Source organism: Altererythrobacter xiamenensis, from assembly GCF_900177715.1.
Classification (GTDB): Bacteria; Pseudomonadota; Alphaproteobacteria; order Sphingomonadales; family Sphingomonadaceae; genus Erythrobacter; species Erythrobacter xiamenensis.
This window is the reverse complement of sequence record NZ_FXWG01000003.1, coordinates 20,938-32,986: the sequence shown is the minus strand read 5'-3', so window position 1 is coordinate 32,986 and position 12,049 is coordinate 20,938. Positions and strand designations below refer to the sequence as shown.

Below are 12,049 nucleotides of genomic sequence, written 5' to 3'. Positions count from 1 at the left end.
GCAGCACGCGCCATGCCTAGTCGGGCGCGGAGAAGCCCATCCGCTGAAGCAATGCGGTAAATCGCGCATCCTCCTTGATCGGCGCAAACATCGGATCGTTGCGCATCAGGACCAGGCCGGAATCGTTCGCTGCGAATGCGCCTTCAAGTTCGGACAATGCTTCTGCGGAGTTTCCAGACTGCGCAGCGACCTGCGCCTGTTGGTAGAGACTGTTCGAACCATATTCACGGCGTAGTTCGGCCAGTGCTTCGACCGCTCTAGCGCGATTGCCTTGCTTCGCCGCGACCAGGGCGATCCCCGGCAGGCGGCTCAAGCCACTGGGCTCCGCTTCATAGGCTTTGAGAGCAGCATTATAATCGCCTTCGAGATAGGCGACGTCCCCGATAATCCGATGGGCAACGCTCATCTCCGGGTTGATTTCCAGCGCTGCGCGCGCCGCTTCCACCGCGGCACCATAATCGCCAGCGGCATAATGGATCAGGGCCTCGCTCCGCCGGACCACGGCATTGAGCGGATCGAGCTTTCGCGCCCGCTCGATCGCCTCACGCGCTTCGTCGAAATCGCCGATGCGCGCGGCGAAGGTCGCATAGGATAGCAGGATATCGGCATCGCCACTGCCCAGCCGGTAGGCTTCGCGAAAATGGCCTTCGGCGGCGGCTGCATCCAGCCGTCCGTTGAGCAGCACGAAGCCGAGCGCCGCATGCGACCGGGCCAGCCTGGGTGCAACCTCGACTGCCTTGTTGGCCGAAACGATCGCCTCCCCATAGGCCTCCGAAAGGGGGCGATCGGTCGGATAGCTGTTTGCAATCAGGGTCTGCACGCGGGCCAGAGAGGCCCAGGCCGCGCCATAGTCCGGGTCGGCCTCGATCGCGAGCTCGAACTGGCGCATGGCCGCCCGGTCTGTGTCTTCGTCGAGGGCGAGGTCATAGAGCGACTGGCCCTTCAGGAACGCGTCGTAGGCGGCGGGGTTGTCCGTCCCGCCGATCCGTCCCGCCTCGCCTTCGCCGCTCGCCATTTGCAGCTGCAGCGCGTCGGCGATGCGGCTTGCAATATCCGACTGGACGCCAAAGATATCGTCGAGCGATCGCTCATAGGTTTCCGACCAGACGTCGAAGCCGGTTGTCCCGTCGATCAGTTGCACGGTCACTCGGACGGTTTCTCCGTCGCGCCGCACGCTTCCGTCGAGCAGGTAATGCACGCCCAAAGCCTGCGCCATCGCCTCTGCCCCCAGGCCGGCGCCCGCAGCCTCGATCGAAGATGTCTGCGCCGCAACCTGCAGCGCGCCATTCTGGCTGAGCACCTGGCGCATTTCTTCGGCCAGGCCGCTCGAAAAGTAATCCTGGTCAGGATCTTCGCTAAGGTTGTCGAAGGGCAGGATGGCGATGCTGCTCGCCTCTTCCCCATCGCCCGGCGCAAGCCACGCCCACCCGAGCACTCCGACTACCAATGCGACCGCGATGGCCAGCGCGCCCCAGACGATCCTTCCGCTCTGGCGCGTCGATGGTGCTGCATCGAGCAAGGGCATCGGAGCCATATCGAGCGGCTCGACGGGCTGAACTGGTCGTTCGATCCGCCGCGCGATGGAATCGCGCACATTGCGTATCTGTGGGGCCTGTGGATCACCATCCCAGTCGGACAGGTCAACCGACTGGAACTGACGGAAGCCCAGCGGAGGCTGGGTCCCATCGATCGACACCGGAACAAGCCTGTCGGTCTCACGGCCAGATTGCGCTTCGTCGCGAACCCAATTGGAATCGGCAGATCTGGCGCTCCAGAGCACCAGTACGGCGCTCGCTTGCTCAAGTGCCTGCTCGGTCGTGCGGATATAGACTTCGCCGGCACCGAGCATGCCGTCCCACCACACGCGAAGGCCTTCGTTTTCGAGAAAGGTGATGATCCGGCGGGCAGCGGCTTCGTCGGTCCGCGAATAACTCACGAACACATCGGGTGGTTGCGTGTCTGTTTCAGAGCCCCCGTCCATGCCGTGTAGATACGCAGGTTTCGCTGGGCACGGCAAGACGGCGCTATTCAACTCGCAGAGTGCCCCAGGCCTACGGCGCCAGCCAGAGGCGGATGATCCACGCGACCGCGCCCAGGACTGCTACGCTGGCGAGCCAGATGCCGGCCATCCAGGCCAGCCGCTTCCACAATGGGGACGGCGGATCGGGTGGCGCGGGCATCAGTGGTATCCTTCGTCAGATACCTTGCCGCGAAACACCCAATAGGCCCAGGCGGTATAGCCGATGATCAGCGGCATGGTGATCGCCACGCCGATCAGCATGAATATCTGGCTGCGCTCCGGCGCGGCGGCATCCCAGATCGTGAGGCCCGGCGGCACGACATAGGGCCACATGGTGACGCCCAGTCCCGCCATACCGAAGAAGAACAGCGCCAGCGCGAGCCAGAAAGGCTTGCTGTTGCGTTCCCGCGAGATCGCCCGGATCATCGAAATTGCGATGATTGCGGTGACGATCGGCACGGGCGCTGCGAAATAGATCTCTGGCGCAGTCAGCCAGCGCGCGGCATATTCGGCATTTAGGAAGACGTTGTAGAGGCTCACCGCTCCCATCAGCACGATAGTGGCGATTGCGGCGCGCGAGGCGAGTTTGCGCGCGTGCGCCTGCTCGTTCCCCTCCAGCTTCCAGATGAGCCAGGTGCTGCCGAGCAGCGCGTAGCCCGCGACGACCCCGAGCCCGCATAGCAAGGTGTAGGGTGTCAGCCAGTCGAACCAGCTCCCAGCATAGTTGCGATCCACGACCTCGATGCCCTGCAGCAGAGCGCCGAGCGTCATTCCCTGAGCCATCGCTGCAACGAGCGAGCCGCCGGTAAAGGCCGCATCCCAGAAACCCTGATGGCCCGGGTCACGCCAGCGATATTCGAACGCGACGCCGCGAAAGACGAGTCCGAGCAGCATGGCGATGATCAGCGGGTAAGTAGCCGGGAGAATGACCGCATAGGCCAGCGGGAAAGCCGCAAATAACCCGCCTCCACCCAGCACAAGCCAGGTCTCGTTGCCATCCCAGACCGGCGCGATGGAGTTCATCGCCTTGTCCCGCTCCCGCCCGACCGCGAATGTCGGGAAAAGAATGCCGATCCCGAGGTCGAAGCCGTCCATCACGACATAGGCGAAGACGGCGAATGCGATGATGAAGGCCCAGATGACTGTGAGGTCCATCACACGTCCTCCTTTTCACTGGGGAGGGTGTCGTCGTGACCCGGGTTCTGGGTCGGTCCGGGGGTAATCCCCGCAGTTCGGATCGGGCCGGTATCGCCGCGCTTGGCGCCGATTTCGCCGACATGCGGGGCCTTGCTCATCAGGCGCAGGATGTACCAGACACCCACCCCGAACACGGCGAAGTAGACCACGATGAAGGCCAGCAGCGAAGCCGCCACGGCGGGCGCATCGAGCGGGCTTGCCGCATCGGCGGTGCGCAGCAGTCCATAGATGACATAGGGCTGGCGGCCCACCTCGGTCGTGATCCATCCGGCGAGCACTGCAGCAAATCCCGAGGGTGCCATCACAACAGCCGCGCGATGCAGCCATTTCGCATCGTAGAGCCGTTTGCGGAAGCGGGCATACAGGCTCCATGCGCCGATGCCGAGCATGGCAAAGCCGATCCCGACCATGATGCGGAACGACCAGAACACCATCCCGACTGGCGGCTCTTCGTCGTCGGGAATGGTATCGAGCCCGGCCAGCGGTGCGTCCGGATCGTGCTTGAGGATCAGCGAGGAAGCCTTGGGAATCTCGATCGCATATTTGACCGTCTTTTCCTCGCTGTCAGGAATGCCGAACAGGATCAGAGGCGCGCCATCGGGATGGCTTTGAAAATGCCCTTCCATCGCCATGACCTTGGCGGGTTGATGCTCGAGCGTGTTGAGGCCGTGCATGTCGCCAGCAAAAATCTGCAGCGGAGTGACGAGCGCCGCCATCCACATCGCCATCGAGAACATCTTGCGCGCGTGGACGTTCGTCTTGTCCTTGAGCAGGTGCCATGCCCCTACCCCGCCCACGACGAAGGCAGTGGTGAGATAGGCCGCCATCACGGTATGAACGAGGCGGTACGGGAAGCTGGGATTGAAGATGATGTCCCACCAGCTTTCACCGGGCAGGAACTGGCCGTTTGCGCCCATTTCGAAGCCGGTCGGTGTCTGCATCCAGCTGTTGACCGAGAGGATCCAGAAGGCGGATACAAAGGTACCGAGCGCCACCATACAGGTGGCGGCGAAGTGCAGACGCTTGCCCACCTTGTTCATGCCGAAAAGCATGACGCCAAGAAAGCCGGCTTCGAGGAAGAAAGCCGTCAAAACCTCATATGCCATGAGCGGGCCGATCACCGGGCCGGCGACATCGGAAAAGACTGACCAATTGGTGCCGAACTGGTAGCTCATCACGATGCCCGACACGACGCCCATCGCGAAAGCGATGGCGAATATCTTGATCCAGTATTTGAACAGGTCGAGATAGAGCGGCTTGCCGGTTTTCAGCCACAGGCCCTCCAGCACCATAAGGTAGCTGGCCAAGCCGATCGAGAACGCCGGAAAGAAGAAGTGGAAGCTGACCGTGAAGGCGAACTGGATTCGTGCCAGCAACAGGGCGTCGAAATATTCGAACATGAAGTTCCTTTAGACGTTCAGACCGGATTTCTTTCACGAGAAGCGCGCCACACAGGTTGCGCGATATGCAAGCGCCCCATCAGATCATCCCGCGTGCAAGATAGTGATCGACCGGAGGCGGAGGCGTGCCGTCGTCCTTCGAAACTTCGGCAAAGGCGCGGTCTTGCGAGAGGAAGACCTTGCCGTTCAGCTCTTCGAGGAAATGCGTGCGCTTGAGCCTGTCCATCACCGGCCCTTTCACTTCGGACAGATGCAAGCCGACCCCGCTGTCGCCCAGCCGGTGATTGATCGCCTCGAGGCTTTCCAGCCCCGACGCATCGATCTCGTTCACCGCGCTGCACATCAGGATGACGTGGCGCAGTTCGGGACGTTCGGCGACCCGCTCCAGCACATATTCCTCCAGCCAGCGCGCATTGAGATAGGTCAGCGCCTCGTCGATGCGGATCGAGAGAACATGCGGCACGGTGAATACCTTGTGGCGCTCGACATTGCGGAAATGCTCGGTTTCCGGAACGCGTCCGACGATCGCCGCATGCGGGCGGCTGGCACGCCACAGATAGAGCAGCAGGCCGACACCGACACCGGCAATGACGCCGAGTTCGACACCTGCGACCAGCGTGATGCCGATGGTCGCGATATGCGCTGCGAAATCGGCCTTGGAATAGCGCCACAATTGGCCCGGGGTCCTGAGATCGACCAGGCTCAGCACCGCGACGATGATGGTCGCGGCGAGCGTTGCGATCGGCAGGCTGAACAGCAGCGGGGTGAGGAACAGGCTGGCGAGCGCGATCCCGACGGCGGTGAACGCGCCAGCCGCAGGAGTCTCCGCCCCGGCATCGAAGTTCACGACCGAACGGGCAAACCCGCCGGTGACGGGGTAGCCACCCGAAAACGCGCTGGCGATATTGGAAGCGCCGAGGCCGATCAGTTCCTGGTCGGGCGCGATGCGCTGGCGCCGCTTGGCAGCGAGCGTCTGCGCGACCGAGACGCTCTCGACAAAACCGATGATCGATATGAGGAGCGCGGGCACCCACAACTGTTCGATCAGCGAAAGGTCGGTCGAGGGCATGGCAAACGGCGGCAGCCCTTGCGGAATGGCTCCCACGAGGTTCACACCCTTCTCGCCTAGATCGAAGGCGATTACCGCGATGATCGTCAGCACCACGGCGACGACCGGCCCTGCCTTGGCGGTCATGTCGGCGGCGCGCGGCGGCAGGCCCATTTTCTGCAGCGCGGGCTTCGCGCCCTTGCGCACCCAGAACAGGAACAGCGTCGCCGGGATACCGATGGCCAGCGTCCAGACGTTCGTCTCTCCGATCGCAGCCGCGAGCGAACCCAGCATGTCGGGCCAATTGTCGCCCCCTGCCCTGATGCCGAGGATGTGCTTCAGCTGGCTCGTCGCGATCAGGATGCCGCTCGCGGTGATGAAACCGCTGATCACCGGGTGCGACAGAAGATTGGCGAGGAAGCCTGCACGCAGCAGCCCGAGTATGGCCAGCATCACGCCTGACAGCATCGCAAGCGTGATTGCCGCTTCGAGATATTCCGCCGTACCTTGTGCTGCGACCGCACCTGCTGCACTGGCGGTCATCAAGGAAACCACCGCGACCGGCCCCACTGCCAGCGTGCGGCTCGTCCCGAAAATCGCATAGAGCACGAGCGGCATGATCGAGGCATAGAGACCCACGACCGGCGGCAATCCGGCGAGCAGCGCATAGGCAAGGCTCTGCGGGATCAGCATGATGGTGACGATCACCGCCGCCATCAGGTCGCTGGTCAGGACCGAACGATTATAGGTTCGACCCCATTCGAGGATCGGGAAGTATCGTGCGAGCATTGCCGCCGCCCTGCCTTTACTGCGCGATCATGTTGCCGGGGCCAGCGAGCCATTCGCGCCCCTTCAGCATGCCGTTCCAGTAGATCCAGGGCAGGATGTCGGCCTTTAGCATCCACGAAAGCCGCGTTGGCTTCGTGCCGTCGATCAGCCATGTCGGGAAGCTCGGGGTGAGCTTTCCGCCATAGCCGAACTCGGCCAGCACGATCTTGCCGCGTTCCACCGTGAGCGGGCACGAACCGTAGCCGTCATAGCCTGCGGTCGGCCCCTTGCCATCGAGCGCCCGCAGCGCATTGACCGCCACAACAGGTGCCTGCTTCCGCGCCGCAGCGGCGGTCTTGGCGTTGGGCATCGATCCTGCATCGCCGAGGCCGAAGACGTTGGGGTAGCGGACATGCTGGAGCGTGTGCTGGTCGACATCGGTAAACCCGCTTGTCGCCGCGAGCGGACTGTCGGCGAGGAACTGCGGCGCGACCTGCGGCGGCACGACATGAAGCATGTCGAACTCGTGGTTCACCTCGCCGTCTTCGCTCGCAAATGTCGCCACGCCTGCAGGTCCGTCGACCGCCACCAGATTGCTGCCGAGCTGCAGACCGATGTGGTATTTCTCGACATATTCCATCAGCGCCGGGACATAGTCCTGCACGCCGAACAGCACGCCGCCGGCATTGCGAAACTCGACCTCGATATCGTCAAGCACGCCTGAGCGGAGCCAGTGGTCGCAGGACAGGTACATCGATTTCTGCGGCGCTCCCGCGCATTTGATCGGCATCGGCGGCTGGGTGAATATAGCACGCCCGGACTTGAGGTTCTGCACGAGCTCCCAAGTATAAGGGGCGAGATCATATCGATAATTCGAGGTAACGCCGTTCTTGCCGAGCGTCTTCTCGAGGCCCTCGATCTTCTCCCATGCGAGCCGGATACCAGGCGCAACGATCAATAAGTCATAGCGCAGGCGCGATCCGTCCTCGAGCGTGACCTGATTGTCTTCCGGCTGGAAGCTGGCTGCTGCGGCCTTGATCCAGTTCACGCCCTTCGGCATCACGCTCGCCATCGGGCGCTGCGTAACCTCGGGCTCGAAAACGCCGGCACCGACCATAGTCCAGCCGGGCTGGTATGAATGCGTGTCCGACGGCTCGACAATTGCAATGTCGAGACCCGGACGACGCTTGAGCATGGATGCTGCGGTCGCAATCCCCGCGGCGCCGCCGCCGATGATGACCACTGTGTGCGAAGTGTTGCTGGCCACGGCCCGCTCTCCAGTCTGGTTACAGTTTCGACGCGAGGCCGGACAGGTCGTAGCCCGCCGCCTCCGCGTCGCCGAGCCGCTCTTCCGCCGAACGCCCCTGCGGATTGGCGAGCGTTTCCAGCGTGATCGAGCGCGTTCCCGTTCGGCAATAGGCGAGGACCGGCCCCTCTGTGCTGCGCCTGACCGAGCGAAAGGCTTCGATGGCGCCGTCAGGAAACGCGCCACCGCTCACCGGTATGTGGTGGAATGCCACGCCCGCATCCTGTGCGGCTGCCCGGATCGCTTCGACCGGCGGCTGGCCTGCCTCTTCGCCATCGGGGCGGTTGCAGATGACTGCCTTGTATCCCCTGGACGCGAGTTCGGGCAGATCGCCCGGCTGGATCTGCGGAGCGACGGCAAATCCGGGTGTGACTTCACGAATATCCATCACGCATTTCCTTCGGTGAGCCGGACGATGCCCATGCCGGCAAGCATGGCTATGACGAAGATCGCAGCCGATGCCGGTTCGATCACCAGCGCCGCGACGCCGGGGCCGGGGCAAAGCCCTGCTATACCCCAGCCAATGCCGAACAGGGCCGAGCCGCCGATCAACTTTCCGGTCAGATCGGTACGGTCAGGGAGCGAGAACTTCTCGGCAAAAAGTGGATGAGCCATGCGCTCGCGAAAGCGCCAGGCAACAGCCATCACGATGACGGCACCGCCCATGACAAACGCGAGCGTCGGGTCCCAATTTCCGAAGATATCGAGAAAGCCGCGCACGCGCGCCGGATTGGTCATTCCGCCGAGCGCAAGGCCAGCGCCGAACAAGACGCCCGAAGCCAGTGGAGGCAGTATCCTCTTGATCATGGAAGCACCTCCAGCCCGAGCGGATTCAGGCCGAGCGCGTTCATCAAGGCAACGGTGGCAATACCTGCGGCCATGAAAGTCAGCGTTGCGACGATCGAGCGCTGCGACAGGCGGCTGACCCCGCAGACGCCGTGTCCGCTGGTGCACCCGCTGCCCAGACGCGTGCCGATCCCGACCAGGAGCCCCGCTCCCACGAGGTAGGGCCATTCGGCGAAACGCGCCTCCAGCCCGCGGGAAAACAGCACCACCAGCGCGGCACCGACCGGCAAGCCGATCAGGAACATCCACGCACTGGAAACGGACATGCCGCTATTGCTGATGCCCGTGGCCCGGGCGGTAATGCCGGAGACACCGGCAATGCGCCCTGCCCCAAGGAGCATGAGCGCGGCGGCAAGGCCGATGAGCACCCCGCCCGCCAGGCCGGCAAGCGGAGCAGCCTCCGGGAAACCGGGCAGCATCATACCGCGTTCACCGGAATCTTGATGTAGCTCACGCCGTTATCCTCCGGCTCGGGCAAGCGCCCGCCGCGGATATTAACCTGCACGCTGGGCATGATGAGATTGGGCATGGCGAGCGTCTTGTCGCGCTCGGTCCGCATTTTCACGAAGTCCTCTTCGCTTACCCCGTCCTTGACGTGGATGTTCTCGCGCCGCTGCTGGCCGACCGTCGTCTCCCAGGCGTATTCGTCACGGCCCGGCGCCTTGTAGTCATGGCAGAGGAACAGACGCGTCTCATCGGGAAGCGACAGCAGGCGGCGGATCGAATGGAACAGCTCGCGCGCATCGCCGCCCGGAAAGTCGGCCCTCGCGGTGCCGAAATCGGGCATGAAGATCGTATCGCCGACAAAAGCAGCGTCACCGATAATGAAGGCCATGTCTGCCGGCGTGTGGCCGGGTACATGAAGCGCGATGCCTTCGATTGAACCGAGTGCAAAAGTCTCGCCGTCCTTGAACAGGTGGTCGAACTGCGAGCCATCGCGCTCGAAATCGGTCCCTGCGTTGAACAGTTTGCCGAATACGTCCTGGACCCGGATGATCTCGGCCCCGATCGCCAGCTTGCCGCCCAGCTTCTCCTGAAGATAGGGCGCAGCGGAAATGTGATCGGCATGGGCATGCGTCTCGATCAGCCATGTCACTTTCAGATTATTCGTATTCACGTATTCGATAATGCGGTCCGCCGACCCGTGGGACGTCCGACCCGACGCCGCCTCGTAATCGAGGACCGAGTCGATGATCGCCGCCTCGCATGATTTGGGATCATGCACGACATAGCTCACCGTGTTGGTGGCCTCGTCGAAAAAGCCGGCAATCGAGGGACGGAGCTGCTTTTCCGCAGCGGCACGCCTGACCTGTTGGGACGCCGCATCAAGCGGGCTATCGACCTCAGTCATCTCAAAACTCCTTTGTTTACATAAATTGTGTATATGTATTGCATTCTCGGAGTCAAGTGGTATGTCTGCGCCCAATGATAAGTCAGGACACTCCAGCCACGCACCCCGGAAGCCTCCGTATTGGTGACGCGGCACCCGATTTCGAAGCGCGGAGCACCATCGGTCCCGTCAGGCTTTCCGCCTTTCGCGACAGATGGCTGATTCTCTTCTCTCACCCGGCCGATTTCACGCCCGTTTGTACGACCGAGTTCGTCGAGCTGGCCCGCCAGGCGGATGAGTTCGACCGGAGGGATTGCGCCCTGATGGCGCTTTCCGTCGACAGCCTGTTCTCCCACTTCGCCTGGCTGCGCCTGATCCGGGACCGGTTCGATGTCGAAGTGCGCTTCCCCATCATCGAGGATCCCACTCTCGTCATCGGACGCGCCTTCGGCATGGTGGGCGCGCAGGACAGCGACAGTGCGACTGTGCGAACGACATTCTTCATCGATCCGGCCGGCGTGATCCGGGCGATGAATTGCTACCCCGCCAATATGGGGCGCTCGATCCCCGAAATGCTGCGCATGCTCGATGCGCTGCAGGCGATCGACGCCGAAGGCGCTCTCGCCCCTGCCAATTGGCAACCCGGCGATGCGCTACTCAAGGTGCCCACCCACAGCCTGGACGAGGTTTACGCGGCGAAGGACGGAACCTCGTGGTTCTTGAACGTAGCGGGAAAGGGTAAGCGCAAATGAGCAAGAATGCGCCGATCGAGGAGCTCAAGGCCATCGCGCATCCGCTGCGCTTCCAGGTACTCGAAGTCCTGCGCCAGGGTGAGCTGAACGTCGGAGAAATCGAAACTGCTTCGGGCATCGGACAGCCCACGCTTTCCCAGCAGCTGGGCGTGTTGCGCAAGGCCGGGCTGGTCGACACCCGCAAGGAAGCCAAGCTCGTGTACTACAGCCGCAACGAGGATCGTCTGGCGAAGGTCGCGGCGGCTATCGGGTCCACTCCCGGCCAGCCCCCAGCCATCGCCACCAGGCGCCGCACGCCCAGCCCCGGCGCCGCCAACTTTGCGCGCCTTTCCTGACTGGGCTACAGCCCCGCCATATGGCTATACAAAACGAGCGAACGCTGGCGGGAAGGTCCGTCGACCCGATCGGCCTCGGCTGCATGAATCTCAGCTGGGCATATGGCGATCCGCCCCCGCATGAGGACAAGGTCCGGCTGCTCAACGAAGCGCTGGACCTTGGCTACAACCATCTCGACACGGCCAACATCTATGGGCTTGGCAAGAATGAGGAGCTGCTGGCGGACGCGGTGATGCACCGCCGCGATGAGTTCCTCCTCGCCAGCAAGACCGGGATCGTCGTCGACGGGAAGCGTCGCGGGATCGACTGTTCGCCCGAAGCCATCGCCGAAAGTCTCGACGCCAGCCTTGCGCGGCTCAAGACCGACCATATCGACCTGTTCTACATGCACCGGCTGGACCGCAATACGCCGATTGCGGACAGCGTCGGCGCGATGGCCCGCGCGATCGAAGCGGGAAAGATCGGCGCTTACGGCGTGTCCGAGTGGTCGTCCGCCCATATCCGCGAGGCGCATGACGTCCACCCGATGGCGGCCGTCCAGACCGAGATGTCGCTGTGGACCCGCAATGTCGAACTGGGCGTGCTCGAGACGACGCGCGAGCTCGGGATTGCGCTCGTCCCGTTTTCGCCGGTCGCGCGCGGCGCGCTGGGCGGCGAGCTCAAGGACCCGCAATCACTGGCCGAGAAGGATTTGCGCCGGAGCATGCCCCGCTTCGACGGCATAAACTGGCCGGAAAACCTCGCTATGATCGAACGCTTCGATGACCTGGCCGCCGAAGCCGGTGTCGAACCCGCTCAACTGGCGCTGGCCTGGGTGCTGGCGCAGGGCGACCACGTCCATGCCATTCCCGGCACCACGAGCATCGAGCACATGCGGGAGAACTTCGCCGCTTCCAGCCTCGAAATCGCCACGGATGTTCTCACGCGGGCAGGCGCGATCATCAACGAGCAGACGGTGAAAGGTCACCGGTACTCCGAAGCCATGCGGCAAAGCATCGATACGGAAGACTATCCCGCCTGACGCATCGAATCCGCCGCGCGTGCCG

13 protein-coding genes are annotated in these 12,049 nt (G+C 63.1%); 3 read left to right on the top strand and 10 right to left on the bottom strand.

From position 1 onward, the window contains the following. Positions 1-16: 16 nt before the first annotated feature. The 10 genes from CCE89_RS10765 to CCE89_RS10720 form a co-directional block, all read right to left on the bottom strand. Positions 17-1,981, bottom strand: coding sequence for a TIR domain-containing protein (locus CCE89_RS10765; protein ID WP_086438106.1), 1,965 nt, complete (start codon positions 1,979-1,981; stop codon positions 17-19). Positions 1,982-2,051: 70 nt separating this feature from the next. After that, entirely contained in the window at positions 2,052-2,180 is a 129-nt protein-coding gene (locus tag CCE89_RS10760) for a DUF2474 family protein (RefSeq protein ID WP_086438105.1), read from the bottom strand. Continuing rightward, positions 2,180-3,175 (bottom strand): cytochrome d ubiquinol oxidase subunit II, encoded by a 996-nt coding sequence (gene cydB, locus CCE89_RS10755; RefSeq protein ID WP_086438104.1) that lies wholly within the window; start codon positions 3,173-3,175, stop codon positions 2,180-2,182. Before cydB ends, CCE89_RS10760 begins: the two co-directional genes overlap by 1 nt. Continuing rightward, on the bottom strand, positions 3,175-4,617 hold the full coding sequence (locus tag CCE89_RS10750) for a cytochrome ubiquinol oxidase subunit I (RefSeq protein WP_086438103.1): 1,443 nt from the start codon (positions 4,615-4,617) through the stop codon (positions 3,175-3,177). The genes cydB and CCE89_RS10750 overlap by 1 nt, the downstream gene beginning before the upstream one ends. 79 nt (positions 4,618-4,696) lie before the next feature. After that, on the bottom strand, positions 4,697-6,454 hold the full coding sequence (locus tag CCE89_RS10745; RefSeq protein ID WP_086438102.1) for a SulP family inorganic anion transporter: 1,758 nt from the start codon (positions 6,452-6,454) through the stop codon (positions 4,697-4,699). Between the two features lie 16 nt (positions 6,455-6,470). After that, positions 6,471-7,700 (bottom strand): NAD(P)/FAD-dependent oxidoreductase, encoded by a 1,230-nt coding sequence (locus tag CCE89_RS10740; protein ID WP_234990047.1) that lies wholly within the window; start codon positions 7,698-7,700, stop codon positions 6,471-6,473. A 19-nt stretch (positions 7,701-7,719) separates the two neighbouring features. Next, positions 7,720-8,127, bottom strand: coding sequence for a TIGR01244 family sulfur transferase (locus CCE89_RS10735; RefSeq protein WP_086438101.1), 408 nt, complete (start codon positions 8,125-8,127; stop codon positions 7,720-7,722). Then, positions 8,127-8,546, bottom strand: a complete 420-nt coding sequence (locus CCE89_RS10730) for a DUF6691 family protein (protein WP_086438100.1) — start codon at positions 8,544-8,546, stop codon at positions 8,127-8,129. The genes CCE89_RS10735 and CCE89_RS10730 overlap by 1 nt, the downstream gene beginning before the upstream one ends. Then, complete coding sequence (locus CCE89_RS10725) at positions 8,543-9,007, bottom strand: YeeE/YedE family protein (protein ID WP_086438099.1); 465 nt, start codon at positions 9,005-9,007, stop codon at positions 8,543-8,545. The genes CCE89_RS10730 and CCE89_RS10725 overlap by 4 nt, the downstream gene beginning before the upstream one ends. Beyond that, complete coding sequence (locus CCE89_RS10720; RefSeq protein ID WP_086438098.1) at positions 9,004-9,936, bottom strand: MBL fold metallo-hydrolase; 933 nt, start codon at positions 9,934-9,936, stop codon at positions 9,004-9,006. Before CCE89_RS10720 ends, CCE89_RS10725 begins: the two co-directional genes overlap by 4 nt. Positions 9,937-10,010: 74 nt before the next feature. Here CCE89_RS10720 and CCE89_RS10715 point away from each other — a divergent pair, with 74 nt between their 5' ends. From CCE89_RS10715 to CCE89_RS10705, 3 genes are read left to right on the top strand one after another with little or no spacing between them, the layout of a single operon-like run. Beyond that, positions 10,011-10,667, top strand: a complete 657-nt coding sequence (locus CCE89_RS10715; protein WP_086438097.1) for a peroxiredoxin — start codon at positions 10,011-10,013, stop codon at positions 10,665-10,667. Continuing rightward, the gene (locus CCE89_RS10710) at positions 10,664-11,002 is read left to right on the top strand and encodes an ArsR/SmtB family transcription factor (RefSeq protein WP_086438096.1); all 339 of its coding nucleotides are present in this window, start codon (positions 10,664-10,666) and stop codon (positions 11,000-11,002) included. The genes CCE89_RS10715 and CCE89_RS10710 overlap by 4 nt, the downstream gene beginning before the upstream one ends. A 20-nt stretch (positions 11,003-11,022) precedes the next feature. After that, complete coding sequence (locus CCE89_RS10705; RefSeq protein ID WP_086438095.1) at positions 11,023-12,024, top strand: aldo/keto reductase; 1,002 nt, start codon at positions 11,023-11,025, stop codon at positions 12,022-12,024. The last annotated feature ends 25 nt before the right edge of the window (positions 12,025-12,049 follow it).